Source organism: Finegoldia sp. BIOML-A2 (assembly GCF_009678315.1).
In the GTDB taxonomy this organism is placed as follows: domain Bacteria; phylum Bacillota; class Clostridia; order Tissierellales; family Peptoniphilaceae; genus Finegoldia; species Finegoldia magna.
In genome coordinates this window covers 30395-49721 of sequence record NZ_WKZE01000011.1, presented here as the reverse complement: position 1 = coordinate 49721, position 19327 = coordinate 30395, and the positions used below count along the sequence as shown (strand labels likewise).

Here is a 19327-nt window from a genome sequence, read left to right as displayed (position 1 = left end):
ATAGTTAATCGCTCCTTTTAATATGTTTTGTTTGGTCACTTACATATTAACACAGCTGATTAGCTATGAGTTATTTTGTGTTGCACTTGTTATGATAAATTATCTAAATAAAAAACGGCTTTTAAGATTTCTTTTAAATCCTAAAAACCATTTATTTCAATACTAACCTCTAGATTTGTTTATCTTATATTTCTTTTAAAAATTTTAATGCCAAATACAATTTTCCAAGATCATGGTTGGCATTATGGAGTCCTTCGACCTCATAACAGCTCTCATCTAATACATCTCCTGCTTCAAGAAAGTTATAAAGTTCAAATCCATAAAAATCACAAGCTGCTTGAACACCTGCAAGCTCCATTTCTACTGCTATACATCCTTCTGCCTTTCTCTTTGAAACGAGTCCGCGTGTCTCACGAAGCATAACATCTGTAGTCCAGACTTTTCCCTTAGTGTAGGGAGCTTTTTCCTTAATAAAAAATTCTTCAAGCTTATCATGGTTTTTAATATCAAGATAATCTGAAGGAGCCGCATAGTAATAAGATGCTCCCTCACCTCTATAAGCCTCTGTTGGTATAATGTACTTTCCAAAAGTTTTTTCCTTATCAAGACTGCCACAAGATCCAAACATAATAAATTTATTTGCACCTGTAATCCAATTAACTTCTACACAACCTCCTGAAGCAAGAGCCGAACCCATCATAGTAAGATAAAATACAAATTCTTGACCTTCAAAGCTACTTTTATATACTGATCTTGACCCATTTACAGATCCTATATTTCCAATTTCTTCGCATTCAAAATTATCAAGCAAATATTCTATTATGCTTTTTGAATATATTATCAAACATTTTTCTGCAATATTTTTCTTTTCTCCATAAAAGTCTTTTAGACTGATAAGTGGCTCTGTTTCATTATCAAAACTATCTATTATCATATTATTTCCTCCAAATTCAGATTTTATAATTCTATTGACGAGATTTACACTAATTTCAAGATTTGTTTTATATCGTTGAGATTTTCAGCAAAATAAATTCCCTCTTGTCTCTTGTTGGAAGAAAGTCCTTTTTCAATCATATGATTCAGAAATGCTTTCAAATCATTGTAGTAACCGTTCAGGTTGTAAATAATGCAAGGTGAATTCATCTGTTTCAATGACACTTTCGACATTACTTCTGAGATTTCTTCTAATGTTCCCGTACCACCTGGAAAAGCAATAAAGGCCTCACCCAGCTCAATCATTTTGTTTTTGCGTTCTGTCATATCCTCGGTCACGATTAACTTAGTTAATCCGTCATGTTGAAATTCGTTTTCGACAAAAAATTTCGTCTCTACACCTATAACTTCACCACCAGCCTTCAAAACACTGTCAGCAATCGCACCCATCAGACCAGATTTGGAGCCTCCATAGACTAGTACATTTCCACTGTTTCCAATCCATGCACCCAATTGTTCAACTGCTTTTCGTAAACAAGGGTCATTTCCTTCGTTTGCCCCAAGATAAACTGTGATATTCATTAAAAATTTTCTCCTTCAAAATTCTATTTATCTAATCTATACTAGTTTATATATCACTGCATACACAACCAAAACAAATTAATTGTCCTATTGATAAAAGATGCTAAAATTTATTTATTTTTTTCTTTAATAAGATTATTATACTCTTCTTCTAGTTTTTCTCTTTCCTCTTTGGGTATCTCCATTGCTAGTCTAGAACTGATAGATGATATTCTAAAATCAAGTAATAAACTATCTCTATCCTTGCTAATTTTTGTCTTCTTTTTTCTATTTTTGTATTGTGATAAATTACCTTTAAAATTTTTGATTCTTTTATTTTCTATAATCAGAAGTGTATCAGCTATTTTATTTATAAACTCCTCATCATGACTTACAAAAATAAATGGTCTATCATAAGATTTCAATAGATTTTCTAAACTTTCTATTGCTCTTATATCCAAAAAGTTTGTTGGTTCATCAAATATAAGGTAATTAAAGTCAGATGTTAAAATTTTAGCCAATTTTACCTTAGCTTTTTCTCCATCGCTTAATACATTTATAATCTTATATACATCGTTAGTCTTAAACCCTAGTCTTGCAAGAACAATTCTTGTCATTGTTTCATCATATATAGACGTATTTGATACATTTTTTAAGATGCTGGAATTTTCTTCTAAAATATCACTCATTTGACTAAAATAACCTATCTTAAGATTTGGATGCACCCATATATTTTCTTTATTAAGAATCATCTTTAAAAGAGTAGTTTTCCCACTTCCGTTTTCTCCAATTATCGCTATTTTAGAATTGTTATTTATTTGGAAGTTGGATTTTTCAAACAAAACCTTATTTCCAAACTTTTTATTTATGTTTTCCGCTCTTATCAATATTTTAGAATGAATTCGTTTATTATCTGGAATGGATAGTTGTATCTCTTTTTCTTCTTTAGGTTTTTCTTTTATATCAAGTTGATTTATCCTAGATTCTACAGCTTTTACTTGTTTGTCTAATTTTTTCTTGTTTCCTTGACCACCCATCTTATGGAGTCTTGCTTCTGAATTTCCCATCCTTTTAGGCGTGGTTCTTACTTTTGATGATTGTTCCTTTATATTTATGGCTAGATTTTCTAGTCGTCTTTTTTCTTTTATAAAATTCGAATACTCTTTATCTTGAAACTTTTGTCTTTTTTCTCTTTCTTCAAGATAGAAATTGTAGTCCCCATTATATTCTTCAAATTTTCCGTTCTTTAATTCTAGAATCTTTTTACAAGTTCTATTTATGAAATCACGATCATGCGAAATTATAAGGTATCCTGTTTTTCTTGAATTAAGCTTTTCTATAAGTTCTTCCTTTTGCTTTAAATCTAAATGAGATGTAGGCTCATCTATTAAAATAAACTTAAAACTATCTGATAAAATATCTGTTAGTTTTAATCTTTGTTCCTCACCCGGACTATAATCGTCATCAATCTTTAACTGAGATTTGGAATAGATTTCATCAGAAAAATTCTTAGCTTGAATATCATAATTTAATAAATATCCTAAATCTCTATCTACTCTTACTTGACCAGTATAGTCGTTATCAAGTCCTAATATTATTCTTAAAAGAGTAGTTTTGCCCGTTCCATTGTCACCTATTAAGGCTATCTTATCATTTTCATTTATTGATAAACTATCAATTTCAAATAGTTTTTTATCTGGTAAAGTTTTTATTAAGTTTTGTATATATATCATAAATCCTCCTATGTTTTTTTGAGAGGATTTTTCCTCTCTTAGTTATTTATAAGACTATATATATTGTTCATTTGTCTGTACCTCCTACTACTATTTAATAATTTATACCCATAAAAAACAATAAACCCTCTATCATCTTAAACCGATTGACTTGTCCATTTTACACCTTATTGCTCACCATAGCAATAACTCCATCTATCTTTTCGGTAGATTTTTCTTTGTCAGCTTTTATTTTTCAGCGGAATTTGTATATATAAAGATTTGAAACCTTTAGTCATACTTGAAGGTCTTCCTCTCTGTTTTGGTTTAAGCCCATCAAGTCCTTGATTTCTAAAATCAGTTCAGAATTTTACTAGTTTATCTTAATATTATTTACTATTTTACACGAGCAATACACTCGTCTATTCACACTCTATACTCATATAATACTCATCGCAAAACTTATCCCACTTAACTGTATAGTCATCATGTGTGAGCAAGGTCAAGTCTTTTGCTGTAAATATATTTCTTTTTCTTGCTTCATCAAAGAAATAGTCAAATCCACAGAAGGTTTCACTAAGATAGGCGTATACGTACTTGAATCCAAGGCTATATGCAAGGTAGAGGCGTGTGTGCCCATCTAGGGACGTGTATGTGTCTTCGCGTTTTGTAACTGGGATAATCACGTCTTCTTCTCTATTGACAAAGCTCTTAACTGCCTCTAATTTATCACTATCTATAAAGAACTGTATCGGCTGGATTTTATCTAGATCAAGCTTAAAAACCTCCACGTCTTTGAATTTCTTAATAAGCTTACCACTTTCATCATAAAAATTTGTGATGTGCTCTGCATTAAATCGAAACTCTTCAATGACCTCGTCAAAATATGCTTCTTCTCCTTTTATAAGTGCCTCGGTCTGTGATATGATTTTAATTTCTACAGGCACATCGCCATCTACAATGTAGCAACCGTGCTGATATAGTGCTTCTTGACTGAAGCGATTGTCATCATATGTATTGATTCTATCTATTCTCATTTATTCTCCTTGAATAGTTTTCTTTGAAGTTTTGTATAAATGGCGATTTCTTCACGTTATTACTCCTTATAATCAAAAGACCCGACTTACACCGCTTTAAGAGGCGTGTCGGGTACTGTTGCTTATATAATATAGTAATTACCTTGATTTGTCAATTTTTTCAAACCACCATCCAGTTCTATAGACTTAGCTCTCATGCTCTATTTACAATTCAAAAATCTCATCTGCCACTTCATTTAAAAATTCTATATCATGGGAAACAATAAAAATTATTTTATCTTTATTTCTATATTTTTTGATTAGCTCAGATATTTTTATCATATTAGCATAATCCATCCCACTAGTTGGCTCATCATAGTAAATAAAAGTAGAGTCTTTACACATTATGGACGCTATTGCAAGTCTTTGCTTTTGTCCTCCTGATAAACTCATCGGATGCCTTTCAATAAATTCGTCCAGACCTAAATCTTTTAAAATGATTTTCGCCTTTCCTTCATCAAAATTCTTTACACCTAGGCTAAGCTCTTTGAATACTTCATCTGTAAATAATTGATGATTTACGTCTTGCATAACAAGTGAAGAATTTTTAAGTCTTCCTTTTTTAGATAGTTTTTCTCCTTTAAAATAAATTTCTTCTTTTGATTTTTTCTCAAGACCTATTAAACATCTAAAAAGCGTTGATTTTCCACGTCCATTGGATCCTATTATGCCATAAATTTTACCAAGTTTAAAAGAAATGTTTTTTACACTTAAATATTCATCATCAGTAAATTTGTAGCTAAGATTTTTTATCTGATATTCTCCACCATCTTTTAAATAAGGAACTTCTAATTCGCTTAATTCTTTATCTCTTAAACTTAAAGCGTTCAATTCATTTTTATCAAACTTTAAAAATTCACTTCTTGTATAAGTTTTTTTAAGTTTGCCTTTATCTATCAAAAATACACGATCAACTATGTCCATCAAATAATAAATTCTATGCTCTGCTACAATTATGCTTATGCCTTTTTCTTTTAGTGTTTTAAGCATTTGTGTCAAAACACTTATGCTTTTAATATCCAAATTTGATGAAGGCTCATCCATAACTATAATCTTTGTGCCCGCTATATAAGAAGCAGCAATGCAAAGAATTTGTTTTTCACCGCCGGATAGATTAAATATATTTCTATTCAAAAGATTTTTTATCGGGAATATCTCAAGCATATCACTTAAACGCCTGTCCATCTCTTCTCTTGCAAGGCCAATATTTTCTAAATAAAACAATAATTCTAATGTCGTATTAACATTAAAGAAATATGTCTTAGGATTTTGAAAAACAGTTGAGACAAGCATTGAGATTTGATAAAGCTCCAACTCTTTTATATTTTTACCATCAATAATTATTTCGCCCTTTGTTTTTGCGTTATCATACCTTACAGCTAGTCCGTTGATAGAATTTATTAAAGATGACTTACCGCTTCCGCTTTTTCCTGTAAATAGCACACACTCTCCCTCGGATATGGATAGTGATATATCGTCCAATATATGTTCTTTTCCATAATCAAGACTTAAATTTTTTATTTTTACCATATTAAGCCTCCCACAATAAGTCCAGCAACTGCTATAACATAAACAAAATCAATTAGCTGTATCTTTACACTGATATATCTGGTCTTGGCAATTGGATTTTCTATCGCCTTTGTTTCTGCCGCTTTTGCAATGTCATCTGCAATATTTGAAGATATAATTAGTAGTGGCACTGAAACATATTCAAGATATTTGATTGGATTTTTAAAATTTATCCCTCTTACCTTCATAGCCATTTTGATGTTTTTCTTCTCCTCTTTAAAAGATGGGAAAAATCTAAACATAACCGCAATAGGTATGGAAAGATTTTTTGGAATTTTAAGCTTATCCATTGACGAGATTATTGCACCTACATCAGATGTTTTTATCATAAGACTAGCTGCCATAAATGGCAATAAAAACATTCTAAAGACTATAGGTATACTTAAAAACATCTTGAGTATCGGGTTTAGTGTAGATAGAATCATAAAATTAGGTAAAGAATATAATGCTATACATAAAATTATCCATTTAAAAAGTGTTTTTTTGTACCCATTCAAATAAAACAAAATACCAATAAGACAAACAATCGCTAGTTCAAAACGGATGTTTATGCTATGCGCAACAGTTAATCCTGTAAGAAATACTACTAATATCTTACTTATTGGATTGGGATTAAAGGGAGCATTTGAAGAAAAGGTAGGCATTATACAATGCCTGCTTTTTCAAAGTGTTTTTTCAATAGAGCCTTGCCTATATATGCTCCAATTATTCCTCCTAGAAAAGCACCTAAGGCTACTAAGGCCATGTGAGGATATGTTATTAGTTTTTCCATTGCATCAACATAATCTTTTCCCATCATTTCAATAGACATTTTCAAATATTTTTCTTTTGCTAAAAGCATTTGCATTAAAGAGCTACATATCCATGTGCTGAAGATTGCATAAGAAAGCATATTGTATTTAAAAGAATTGTAATTGCCAATCTTTCTAATTAATTCTGCTATTATCATTACTATAAGCGATAAAACTACAACTACATAAGTATGTCCAGCAGCAAACATCACAAGCGGTGATATCATACCGAATATAAATAACGCCCATGGTTTTTGAACCTTAGTCATAAATAACATAACTACAGTTCCTGCAACTATGGCTAATACTGTCGGGTATATTAAAAACAATATCGGAATCATGCCCATCATGCCAATTCCAAACATCAAGGCGAAATAAATTACGCCAAAAACACCGATGCTTACTAAATCTTTTACTTTTAATTTTTTATTATCCATTTTAACCTCCTAATAAATAAATTCTTCTGGTATTTTTGTTTTTTCTCATTATTTTATTTTTAATTATTTACATTCATATTTGAAAGAGCCTTGGCTTGCATTGCTAAACCTACCATTATCATAGTAAAATCTACAACTGGTTCTGTCCACCAAACAGCCCCTGCTCCAAATATTCTTGGCAATATAAGTAAGGCTGGAGCAAGTAGTATTAACTGCCTTAGCATTACAATCATTCCAGCTTTTTTCCCATCCCCAATCGCTTGAAAAAAAGTTATTGTCATAATCATAATTCCATAAAGAATAAATACTGAATAGAATATTCTGAAATTATTAACTCCGCTTGAAATTATATCCTGACTTACTTTAAATAAACCAAGTAACTGTTTTGAAAATACTTGTGCTGGTAACCAAAAAATTGCTGCAAGTACTGTTCCTCCTATAGAAAATATCTTCATAGTTTCCTTTACTCTATTATATTGTTTTGCTCCAAAGTTTGTGCCAATAATCGGCTGTAACCCCTGACTCATTCCCCAAATTGGTATAAATGAAAACCCATAAAATCTCAAAGTTGCTGACATTAATATTGCATTTGGATCTCCTCCGTATTTAAAAGCTTGTCTATAAAGCAATGTTTGCTGAACCATGAAAAATACTTGCATGATCATAGCTGATACTCCTACTCCAAACATTTCCTTTGATATATCTTTTTCTTTTTTTATTTTCCCTATTTTTACATTTTCACTTTTATTTTTAAAATAATAAAGAGTAATGACAGCTTGAATTATTTGTGCTGTTACAGTGGCTATAGCTGCTCCCTCAATGGCATAATCACCCATTAATTTCATTAGTATTGGATCAAGAGCTATATTGATAAAGGCACCAAGTCCCATAATAATCATTGCTCTTTTCATAAGACCTTCACCACGCATTACCATATTAGCTGACTGGGTAAAGTTTACAAATATTGAACCTATAAATATTACTCTTAAATACCTTATTCCTAATGCCTTTATTTCTCCTGTTGCTCCAACTAAATCTAAAAAATATGGTCCTAGAAGTATTCCTCCTATTGTTATAATCGTTGAAAAAAAGATAACCCAATAGATAAGATTTCCCATAAGTTTGTCTATTGTATCTTTATCACCCTTTCCCATGGATCTTGATAAAATTGATGCCGAACCTATCCCTATAAGCGTTGCAATCCCATTATTAAAAAATGTAAGTGGCATAGCTATTGAGCAGGCCGCCATAGCATTCTCACCAATTATTTGTCCAGCAAATATTCCATCCATAAGTGGATATAGTCCTATAACTACCATCCCAATTACTGCTGGTATAGATAGTTGAAACATCAAAGACAATGGCTTCTTGGTTAACAACTGTTCTTTCATGTTTTGTTTCATTTTTAATCCCCTCAATAAATAAATTCTTCTGCCATTTTTGTTTTTTCTATTAAATTCTTGTAAACTTTTGATTTTTGTAAAAGCTCTTCATGTTTGCCTTCACTTTCTACTTTTCCGTTTTTAAGAACTACTATCTTGTCTGCATTTTCTATGGATTTCATTCTGTGTGAAATGATGACAACAGTTTTATCTTTAACTAAATTATTTAAAGACTCTTGAATCTTTTTCTCGTTGTCAACATCAAGGCTTGCTGCTATCTCATCTAAAATCAATATCGGCGCATCTTTTAAGAAGGCTCTGGCTATTGATAACCTTTGTCTTTCTCCGCCTGATAGCTCAGCGCCGTTCTCACCAATAACTGTATCGAAACCCTTATCCATCCTTTCTATAAAATCTGTGCAGTTTGCAAGTTTTGCTGCCCTTTTAACTTCTTCGTCACTTGCATTTTGCTTTCCGATTCTAATATTTTCCATAACGCTTTGATTAAAGAGAACTACATCTTGGAAAACTATTGAGACCTTGTCAAAAAGAGATTCTGTTGATATTTCTTTTATATCTTTGCCGTCGATTAGGATTTCTCCCTCGTCGTAATCATAAAGTCTTGATATAAGTTTCAAGATAGTTGTTTTGCCACAGCCGCTTGCACCTACTAAAGCAGTAACCTCTCCCTGCTTAGCTCTAAAGCTTACCCCATTTAAAACTTTTGCGTCTTTATTGTAGGCAAACTCAACATCTTTTAGATCAATATCAAATTTTTTCAAATTATAGTCTTCGCCTTCCTGTAAATTTTGATTTTGAATTTCTTTTAGTCTTTCAATTTTAGGCGATAAATAAAATATCTCCATCATGCCCTCTTTAGATGCATCTAGAGAGTCTTTTAGCTTTATCGCCGCTAGTAAATAGCCTACAAGATAGAGAGGGCTTATCTCTTTACTAATAATTAGATTTACGCCAACAAATATTACGACAGCAAGGGAAATAAAACTAAATATTGAAGATATAGACATAGTTAAAATTGTAGTTATTTCCGCTTTTAAGTGCACTTTTTCACTTTTATCCATTTTTTCATATAGCTTTTCTTTCATTTCCTCTGATAAGCCGTATGCTTTAATCTCCATTTGCATTTCTATATTTTCCTGAAAACTTTCTGAGTTTTTTCTTAGAATATCATAATATCTTTTATGTCCCTTAACCTGATATTTTTTAGATAAGGGTATGAATATAAAGCTTAAAAGAGATGGAATAATTACAGCTAAGCCCATCTTGACATTACCCATTAGCATCATGACGGATATAAGCGGGAAGAAGAGTGCCATGCCGCCTACCTTTGGTATTGAATGGCTCATTGCATGCTCTATACCTTCAATATCAGACATGATTGTTTGTGAAAGGTCGGAAATGTCATGTTTAGAAAAGTATGATAGAGGCAGTTTTGATAAATATTCCGCTGTCCTTATTCTTAAATCTGCACTTTCTTGATAGGTTGTGCTATATAATTTATCGTATTCGATAGAAAGCAAAATATACATTGCTAGCAAGGTCAAGGCTGAGAATACTATATAAAAGCCCTTGCTTTTGCCCATATTTTCCAAAACTTCCTGAGCAAAAATCATAAGTAAAATGGCAGGAAGCATGTTTATGCAATAAGTAAGAAATGAGGATAGTGTTGCTTTAGTCAAATTTCCCGCTCCCTTATCTGTAAGGGCAAATCTTTTTTTATAAAACTCCTTCATTTGAAACCCTCCATTCATTCGCACTGTTAAACATCTCTTGCAGTCTCTTATAGCTTGTATCTCTTGACATTAATTTTTTGTCAGAGCCTCTTTCTATAATTTTCCCACTATTCATTACAAGTATTTCATCAAGGTCTTTAATTGTTGATAACCTATGTGCAATCATGATAACTGTTTTATCCTTCATAAGATTTTTGAAAGCTTTTTGTAGTTCAAACTCGTTATCTGGGTCAATTGATGCTGATGCTTCGTCCATAATAATAATTTTGGAATCCTTTAAAATTGCTCTAGCAATTGCAATTCTTTGTTTTTCTCCTCCGGATAAATAAACTCCTTTTGATCCTATGATAGTATTTTCTCTTTCTGGGAATTTGTCTAATATCAGATCGCATCCTGCTAATTTTAAGGCTCTCATAACGTCATCTCTTGTCGCATCTTTATTAGCTAAAAAAACATTATCATAAATACTTCTTTTGAATAATTTTGAATCTTGAAAAACAAAGGAAATAGCTTTAATTAAGGCTTCGTCAGAATATTCACTTATTGGAATCCCACCTATCTTTATTTTTCCTTCATTAACATTGTAAAAACCCGATATAAGTTTTGCTACTGTAGATTTCCCTGATCCAGATGAACCGACTAGTGCATAGGACTTTCCCTCTTCTAATTTAAAGGATAAATTTTCAATGACAGCTTTATCGTTATAAGCAAAGCTAACATTCTCAAATTCTATATTGTAGTTTTTAAAATTATTGACATTGCCATGCACCAATTTGTCTTTTTGCATATCTTCGTAAAGCGCCTCTAAAGTATCTACTGCATAATTGCCTTGAGAAATGTACATAGAGTACCACATCATTCTCATAAATGAAACGAAGAGAACTCCTGATAAAAATAAAATCATAATAAGCTCAAGTAAAATCACCTTTGCGTTACCCAAGCTAGCAATAAAATAAACTATAGGAATAATTAAAATTGCAATCAGTCCAAAAAATAGCCATTGATACAAAACATAAGGTTTTCTACAAGATAGTGAATAATCGTAAGCATACTTTGAGTAATCTTTTATCGCCTTGTAAAAACTTTTAAATGACTCTACATTTGCTCTAAATATTTTTACAACTTGCATTCCTCTAACGTATTCAACAGTCTCTGCACTTAATTTAGATAGCGCTTCTTGGTATATCTTCATAAATTTTTGCTCGCCCATCATTGCCCCTAAAATTAAGCCGCCAATTATTGTAAGAGCAAGCAAGGTTATGCCAACTCTTATACTTACTATAAAACCAAGCGCAAGTACAAGTATGGGTGTAATTATTGCTTGCGAGCTATCGGGAATCATGTGCGCTACTACCTGATGAGTTTGTGCGGCGTTGTCATCTATTATCTTTCTTATTTGACCAGATGGATTCAAGTCAAAGAACCTAAAACTAGCTTTCTCTAAACCATCTATCCCTCTTTTCCTCAAATTTGTTTCAAGCCTAAATCCCAAGATGTGTGAAAACATTCCTGAAACAAAATAAAATACCGCTCCAATTGTTAGTGTAATAACAGATTTTAATGCTAAGCTCTCTGCACCAGATAAATTTGAATTAATTATTAACTTATCCAGAAATTTGTAGATTAAATAATATCCATATACCGTAAGTACAGCAGATATAGCAGAAAATACTATAGCTAAAACCCCAAGATATTTTTTATCCTGTACATAAGCAAATAGTTTTTTGTAAATCTTCATAATCATCTCCCCTTTCTTTGATGTTCCTTTTAGGTATAAATTTACTTAGCTGATAATAGCTATCATTGCGTTTTTATTATACATCGGCTATAATTACTAATACAATGGTTTTAAAATAATAAGGCTAATTGGAATATTGTCTAAAAGGGATAGGTGTATTATGACATATTACGATTTTGTAAAAGATTATATGAAAGTAGATGAGTGTAAAAACAATAAAAAGTATTCAAGCGCAGGACACACTTTTTGTTGGAGTAAAGAAGATTTAACTTATGCAGAAGGCTTGTATTGGTTTTATGAAGGAGATGGATTTATTATTGATATCCATGACTTTTATATAAGTGAAGAATTAATTAAAGAAAGTACTTATAATATCTCAGACTATGTTTCAATATACACAAGCTACATAGTCAGCGCAAACGGGGAGAAATTCAGTCCGTATCAAACGCTTACCGCAAACTCTTTATGTACTCTTGATTTTGATAATATAAAAGATGACTTCCTATTTTTATTACACGAGAACTGCTATTATCTTGCTGTTTCTATAGGCTTTAAAAGAGAACTTTTGGAAAAGCACCTATCATCCATTAATATTGATCCAGAATCTTTTTATTCGAACTTATTTCAAACTAATCAAATTATACTTACAAAGGCCCTAGAAAAAGTGGCAATGGAAATCTTGAATTGCAAGATGGATGCCCCTGCCGCAGATTTTTTCTTTAAAGCCAAAGCAAATGAATGGGTGAGTATAGTAATAGATACCTACTTAAATAGGAAGAAATATAAAATTGAGTCTGATGATAATAAAGCACTTGAAGATGTAGCAAGATTCTTAGATGATCATTTCGCCATGAATGTAAATCAAGAAACCCTTGAAAAAATATCTAAAATGAGTGGAACCAAATTAAAAAATTTGTTCAAAGAAAAATATCGTCAAAGCATTACAGAATACACTCAAAGAAAAAGAATGAATGTGGCTGAGACTCTTCTCTTAAATACCGATCTACCTATAAAGGAAATTGCAGAATCTGTTGGATACACATCCCATAGCAAATTTTCTATTTATTACAAAAGATATAAAGGAAAACTTCCTAGTGAGGTCCGTAATTTAGCTTGCAAACATCTCAATTTAAAATGCGATTATTGTGATTAAAATTATTTTTATATTTATACACCTTTATCTTATATGAGTTTATAGATATTTGTATAGGTATATATAAATTTGGTAAAAAGCAAAAAGAGCAGCCTAATTTAAGCTACTCTTGTAGAAAATACAAAATGAGTTAATTGTAGGGTATGTGAAAAGTTTTGTGTATCAGCTCCTCCTGATAGGTTGTGAGCTGATATTTTTTTGATTTTTAAAAAAATATACTTTTATTACTGAAATCTGAAAGTTCAGATATTTGTAACCTAATTTTGGCACAATTAAACTAAAAGGTCAAGATTTTTCTAAAAATCCCCCTTTTTGCCTAATTGATTTTCTTAAAAATTTGAAGATTTCTGTCAAGAGCTGGTCGTCAGACCAGGGCTATGCCTTTACTCTTGATTTAAAGATTCAAATTTTTTATTATTTTGATGGCAAAATTTAGATTCTGCCTTCAAAAAATATTGATAGTTGTGACAGTATTTGATTCCATCCTCTTATTCTACTCGTCCATTTACTTGAAGCATCTACCATTGCTAGATACAAGCTTTTTTGTAGGGCGTAGTCGTTTGGAAATATTGTTTTGTTTTTTGTTACTTTTCTAAGTTGTCTATTAAAATTTTCTATGCTATTTGTTGTATATATTAGTTTTCTTATTCCTTCTGGATATTTGAAATATGTTGCTAATTCAGCCCAATTGTTTCTCCGTGAATTCACACACATTGGGTATTTTTTGCCCCATTTTTCTTCAAATATATCTAGATTACTTAGTATTAGTTTTTCTGTTGATGCTTTGTATACTGTTTTTAAGTCTTTCATTAGCTCTTTTATATCTCTATATGATACGAATTTTGTTGAATTTCTTATTTGATGAATTACGCATTTTTGGATTTCTGTTTTTGGGTATACACTTTCTATTGCTTGGCTAAATCCCGATAAATTATCTGTTGAAACTATTAATATATCTTCTAATCCTCGTTCTTTTAATTGATTTAATACCAATAGCCAGTATTTACTTGATTCGTTTTCTCCTACCCACATTCCAAGGATTTCTTTGTATCCTTCGGTATTGTATCCTAGTGCTATATATACTGCTTTTTTTACTACTATGTTATTTTCTCTTACATGATAGTGTATTACATCTAAAAATACAAATGGATATACTTTTTCAAGTGGTCTATTTTGCCATTCTTCAATAATTGGTAGTATTTTATTTGTTATTTTGCTTACCATGGATTCTGATATTTCAAATCCATAGATTTCTTTTATGTGTGTTGATATATCTCTTGTTGTCATCCCTTTTGCATACATAGATATTATTTGGTTTTCTATGTTTGATATGTCTTTTTGATATTTTTTCAATGCTTGTGGCTCAAAGGATCCTTCTCTGTCTCGTGGGATGTTTAGGTCTATGTTTCCGTATGATGATTTAACTGTTTTTTTACTTGATCCATTTCTTGTGTTTAATGACAGTGGTTTTTCACCATATTCATAATCTAGATGTTCATCTAACTCTGCTTTTAACATTTGCTCCATTGTATCGCCTAGAAGATCTTTCAAAGCTTCTTGAAGATCTTGTACTGTTTCTGGTTGATACTCTTCGATTAACATCTTGGATATTTTGTTGAGTCTTGTTTCTGGTCTTTTTCTTGGCATTTTAAAATCCTCCTGATTATTATTATATCAGGAGGATTCTATACACAAACTATTTCACAGTCTCTAATTGTATTTTTTGTGTTTCCTCATACTAGTCTCAAAACTACTCTTACGTCCATGTAGTTTTTTTGAGTCTTTTTTACATATCCTTCTTTATCTTTTTCAAATACAAAATGCTTATAAAACTGCTTAAAATGCAGGATTTCTAAATTTACATCTTTTGTATTAACGCTACAGCTTCAGCAGTCGATTTCTGCCAATCAAAGCTTCCTATTCGGTCGCTTCTCCTGGGAAATCTTTGCATGAGACCTGCCTCTACTTTTCAGTGTATCTTCGCTTCTTGACAAGTAGGGCTAGGGCTTCAACGTGCGTTGCCTTTTACTTGGGAACATAATTTTTTATCCTCGTCATTCTTGTGGGAGCACAATTTATCAATATCATTGTCTTTGGCATTTTTTCTTTTATCTTTGAAATTATTTGAATCTAGACTATCTTTTACTCCTGTTTTGAAATAGGATGTTAAGTCATATGGATGGACTGTTCCTTCTTTGTCAATTCTGCCTACCACAACTTTTTCAACTATGCTTTCAAATACTATTCTGTTAAATTCCTCTATAATTTCTCTATTCTCTAAGATCTTTTTAAATTGCTTTAGTCTTTCTTTAATAAAACTTTCATCTTTTATTGTTAGTTCCAGTGTTTTCTTTTCATCAAGTAATTCTTCTTTTTGTTTTGTAAGTTTTTATACTTTTTAGTATAAACTTCTTCATCTATATTATCTTCTAAATGAAGATCAACTAACTTTCTTTCTTGACTAATGATTCTATTTAATTGGTTTTCTAACTTTTTCAAATCTTTGACTAAAGTATTATCATTTATTTCTTCTTTTATAAAGATACTTTTTGTTGTAGGGTCATAATCATAACTAAGGCAACCTTGAAAACCAATAAGCTCCCCCTTTTCCATTTTCATTTTCAATCCTTTTTTACATGGGCTGAGTTATTTTCTACTTCTTGTTGAGCTACTGAACTTAATATTGTTAATAGTAATTCTCCATTCATTGTCAAAGTATCTATATTTTCTTATTCAAAGACTTTAAATATTTCTTTTATATTAATTATTTAATTTCCATGATTCCGCCTTAGCTTTTGCATTGATAAGATCAGAATAAAGCCCATTATTTTTAATCAGTTCTTCGTGATTTCCACGTTCTACTATTTCTCCATCTTTTAAGACTATAATCTGATTTGCATTTCTTATTGTCTTTAGTCTGTGGGCAATCATTATTACTGTCTTATTTTTTGTTAATGATTCTATTGCTTCTTTAAGCTTATCTTCATTTTCTGGATCTATACTTGCTGTGGCTTCATCAAAGATTATGATGTCCGCATCTTTTAGCATGGCTCTAGCTATTGAGATTCTTTGTTTTTCTCCACCAGATAGACTTGCTCCACCTTCTCCGATGATAGTGTTATATCCTTCTGGTAAAGCTTCTATAAATTCATGACATCTTGCTTTTTTTGCAGCTTCTACAACTTCTTCATGGCATGCATTTTGTTTTCCAAATTTTATATTGTTTTCAATTGTATCTTCAAAGAGATAGACGTCTTGAAAGACCATGGAAATAGAATTCATTAAGTTTTCTATCATATAGTCCTTAATATTCTTTCCACCTATTAAAATTTCTCCAGAATTTACATCCCAAAATCTTGCTATGAGATTACAAAATGTTGTTTTACCAGATCCAGATGGACCAACTATGGCAGTCATGGTATTTTCTTTTATCTCTGCTGATACATTTTTTAAAATTGGTCTGTCATCATAGGAGAAAGAAATATTTTTAAAGACTATATCATGATTTTTTATAGGCTCTGTAATACTTCCTTCTCTCATATCAGGCATAGAGTCGATAAAACCTACAGAATCTATGGCATTTTCGCAAGCTCTTAGGATTGCCATGTTTGATCCTGCCCCGATTAATCCTTCAAAGATAATAAATGATGCCATAATCATAAGAATTGTTTCAGCAAGTGGAAGTTCACCAGATAAATTTAATTTTAATGATACATAGACCATAGCTACTGTTGTTATTCCCATTACAATTCTTTGAATTACTGTGTATGGTGCTACAGATATTTCTAAATCTAAAAGTATATTTGATGTATCTTTTATAGACTTTCTTAAAGCCCTGTTATTTTCTCCACCAAGATTATAGGATTTTATAATCTGCATACCTTGTAAAGTTGCTAATACTTCTTTTGTAAGTCTTGTTTGTGTTTCTGTCATCTTGTCTGCATTAGCTGATGATTTTTTCTCCATCATTGATGTAACTATAAAGAATACTATTACACCTGCTACAGCAACCAGTCCTACCTTTACGTTAAAAATTAAAGTTCCAAGGACAAAGACTAGAGTATTTAAAACTCCACCAAGTACAAGAACCAAAAGCATAGGCACCCACATTTCTGCTTGGGAAAGTGAAGATGTAGCAATAGTAGTTAATCTTCCTAGTGAAAAGCTTGAAAAGAAACCCATAGGAACTCTTTTTATTTTTTCTCCTATTTCTATCCTCTTATGAGCTGCCATAAAATATCCAGCGTGTGTTTGTGCCATTTGTGATGATTTTTGTGTCATTATCTTTCCAACAAGGGATATAACTAATATTCCAAGACAAACAAAGATAGCCTTATAATCTAAAGTTTTAGAAAATATATTTACCAGCATATAGTAAATTGCTCCAAACTCAAGGGCATTAAATACTGCGTGCAAAAATCCAGCGAGAATAGATTTCTTAATATATACCTGTTCTTCTTTTGAAAAATTCCATATCTTTTTAAACACATTAAGCATTTTCATCACCCCTTAAATTTGCAGCATACATTTCCTTATAAAGTTCTGATGACTTTAATAGTTCTTCATGACTACCATAAGAATTTAATTTGCCATCTTTTATAACAAATATCCTATCTGCATCAACAATTGTCTTTAACCTATGAGCGATTATGATTAAAGTTTTACCCTTAACTAGATTTGCCAAGGCGTTTTGTATGAGAGCTTCATTTTCAGGATCTATATAAGAAGTTGCTTCATCTAGAATTACGATTGGTGCATTCTTTAGCATGGCACGAGCAATAGATATTCTTTGTCTTTCTCCTCCAGACAGATGACCTCCACCTTCACCAACTCTTGTATCATAACCATTAGATAGATTCATAATAAAATCATGGCAGGCAGATTTTTTACATACCTCTATGATTTCTTCGTCAGAGGCATTCTTATTTCCAAGCCTAATATTTTCCTTTATAGTCATATCAAAGAGGAAATTGTCTTGGGATACAAAAGAAATAAGTGAAGACAAATTTTCGAGCGACACATCTTTTGTTTCTACTCCGCCAATTTTAATAGATCCCTTATCTACATTCCAAAATCCAGCAATGAGTTTTGCTATTGTGGACTTACCTGACCCAGAAGGACCAACGAGGGCTGAAACATTAGATTCTTTTATTTCCATAGAAAGATTATCAATGACTTTCTTTTTTCCATCGTAAGAAAAGTCTACGTCTTGAAGTTCTATATTATAGGATTCTATTTTTTCTCCCTTGTCAATATTTTCTAACTCTCTTGAATCTAAAATTTTTCCTATTTCAGAAGTTATAGTTGATATTCTTGACATATCATCCATATAGTTCATGATTTTTAAAATGCTAGAAACTGTAGCAAAGGATAAGACGATTAAGGTAATTAAATTTCCTAAATCAATACTTCCATTTATATAAAATAAAATCCCAAAAGGTATGATGGTAATAATTCCCATAGGAGAAAGTAATCTACCTATGGCAACCCTATTCATAGATTCACCCATCCAGTTATAATAAAAGCTTGCATTGTCATAAACTGCATCAGCATATTTTTTATAAGATGATTCGCTTTGATTAAATGTCTTTATTACTTCTATCCCATTTATATACTCAACAATGGAATTATTCATATGTTGACCAATGGCAACTGACTTTCCAAACATTTCTTTATAATGAGCATTCATAACAGACATCATGGTAGCCATTCCCACCACAAATGGAATTAGTGATAGCAAGGTCAATCGCCAATCTAAGGTAAACATATAAATAAATAATAGAACAGGTCCTACTAAGTTTGCAGTAAATTCTGGCACTAAGTGGGCAAGGGATGTTTCCATAGAATCAACTTGCTCAACTATAATATTTTTTAATTCTCCAGATGATCTTGATAGTACATCTCCCAATGGCATCTTAAATAATTTTTTGGAAATATCATTTCTAATTTCTCCTAATGAATTAAAGGTTGCCGTATGAGAAATACTTGTTGATATTCCTGCTGCCACTTCTTTAATAACAAATGTTATTAAAATACTTATGCAAAGTGGAGTGTATAAGCTCATATCCCTTATGCCATTAATCAAATTCACAATAATTTTCGCCATAAAAATATAAGAAAAAAGCCCAGCCAATACTCCAATTATTGCCAGTAAGATTGACATAAAATATGAGCCTTTTCTCTTTTTTACATATTGTTTTATTAGATCCATCAAATCCCCT

General features: G+C 31.3%; 14 protein-coding genes and 1 pseudogene. 1 reads left to right on the top strand and 14 read right to left on the bottom strand.

Annotation, left to right across the window (positions count from 1 at the left end):
* Positions 1-184: 184 nt before the first annotated feature.
* From GKF99_RS07920 to GKF99_RS07875, 10 genes are all read right to left on the bottom strand, one after another.
* Positions 185-934, bottom strand: coding sequence for a nucleoside phosphorylase (locus GKF99_RS07920; RefSeq protein ID WP_154273093.1), 750 nt, complete (start codon positions 932-934; stop codon positions 185-187).
* 44 nt (positions 935-978) lie between these two features.
* The gene (locus GKF99_RS07915) at positions 979-1515 is read right to left on the bottom strand and encodes a TIGR00730 family Rossman fold protein (RefSeq protein WP_154272131.1); all 537 of its coding nucleotides are present in this window, start codon (positions 1513-1515) and stop codon (positions 979-981) included.
* Between the two features lie 110 nt (positions 1516-1625).
* The gene (gene abc-f / locus GKF99_RS07910) at positions 1626-3227 is read right to left on the bottom strand and encodes a ribosomal protection-like ABC-F family protein (RefSeq protein ID WP_154273092.1); all 1602 of its coding nucleotides are present in this window, start codon (positions 3225-3227) and stop codon (positions 1626-1628) included.
* A gap of 401 nt (positions 3228-3628) precedes the next feature.
* Positions 3629-4243 (bottom strand): hypothetical protein, encoded by a 615-nt coding sequence (locus GKF99_RS07905; RefSeq protein ID WP_154273091.1) that lies wholly within the window; start codon positions 4241-4243, stop codon positions 3629-3631.
* A 204-nt stretch (positions 4244-4447) separates the two neighbouring features.
* Positions 4448-5812: an ABC transporter ATP-binding protein gene (locus GKF99_RS07900; RefSeq protein ID WP_154273090.1), complete on the bottom strand. Its 1365-nt coding sequence runs from the start codon at positions 5810-5812 to the stop codon at positions 4448-4450.
* Complete coding sequence (locus tag GKF99_RS07895) at positions 5806-6495, bottom strand: energy-coupling factor transporter transmembrane component T (protein WP_154273089.1); 690 nt, start codon at positions 6493-6495, stop codon at positions 5806-5808. The genes GKF99_RS07900 and GKF99_RS07895 overlap by 7 nt, the downstream gene beginning before the upstream one ends.
* The gene (locus tag GKF99_RS07890) at positions 6495-7079 is read right to left on the bottom strand and encodes an MptD family putative ECF transporter S component (RefSeq protein ID WP_154273088.1); all 585 of its coding nucleotides are present in this window, start codon (positions 7077-7079) and stop codon (positions 6495-6497) included. The genes GKF99_RS07895 and GKF99_RS07890 overlap by 1 nt, the downstream gene beginning before the upstream one ends.
* Positions 7080-7138: 59 nt before the next feature.
* The gene (locus GKF99_RS07885; protein WP_154273087.1) at positions 7139-8482 is read right to left on the bottom strand and encodes an MATE family efflux transporter; all 1344 of its coding nucleotides are present in this window, start codon (positions 8480-8482) and stop codon (positions 7139-7141) included.
* An 11-nt stretch (positions 8483-8493) separates the two neighbouring features.
* Positions 8494-10215, bottom strand: coding sequence for an ABC transporter ATP-binding protein (locus GKF99_RS07880; RefSeq protein ID WP_154273086.1), 1722 nt, complete (start codon positions 10213-10215; stop codon positions 8494-8496).
* The gene (locus tag GKF99_RS07875; RefSeq protein ID WP_154273085.1) at positions 10199-11953 is read right to left on the bottom strand and encodes an ABC transporter ATP-binding protein; all 1755 of its coding nucleotides are present in this window, start codon (positions 11951-11953) and stop codon (positions 10199-10201) included. The genes GKF99_RS07880 and GKF99_RS07875 overlap by 17 nt, the downstream gene beginning before the upstream one ends.
* A gap of 160 nt (positions 11954-12113) precedes the next feature.
* Between GKF99_RS07875 and GKF99_RS07870 the strand changes: the two genes are divergently transcribed.
* Complete coding sequence (locus GKF99_RS07870) at positions 12114-13106, top strand: AraC family transcriptional regulator (RefSeq protein ID WP_154273084.1); 993 nt, start codon at positions 12114-12116, stop codon at positions 13104-13106.
* Positions 13107-13538: 432 nt separating this feature from the next.
* On the opposite strand, the gene GKF99_RS07865 is transcribed toward GKF99_RS07870, so the two are convergent.
* The 4 genes and pseudogenes from GKF99_RS07865 to GKF99_RS07850 all read right to left on the bottom strand — a co-directional run bounded on the left by GKF99_RS07865 (position 13539) and on the right by GKF99_RS07850 (position 19317).
* Positions 13539-14708: an IS256 family transposase gene (locus GKF99_RS07865; RefSeq protein WP_172976440.1), complete on the bottom strand. Its 1170-nt coding sequence runs from the start codon at positions 14706-14708 to the stop codon at positions 13539-13541.
* A 406-nt stretch (positions 14709-15114) separates the two neighbouring features.
* Positions 15115-15847, bottom strand: a pseudogene (locus tag GKF99_RS07860) (hypothetical protein); the annotation flags it as partial.
* Between the two features lie 19 nt (positions 15848-15866).
* Entirely contained in the window at positions 15867-17603 is a 1737-nt protein-coding gene (locus GKF99_RS07855) for an ABC transporter ATP-binding protein (protein WP_154273094.1), read from the bottom strand.
* Positions 17596-19317, bottom strand: a complete 1722-nt coding sequence (locus GKF99_RS07850; protein WP_154273095.1) for an ABC transporter ATP-binding protein — start codon at positions 19315-19317, stop codon at positions 17596-17598. The genes GKF99_RS07855 and GKF99_RS07850 overlap by 8 nt, the downstream gene beginning before the upstream one ends.
* Positions 19318-19327: the final 10 nt, after the last annotated feature.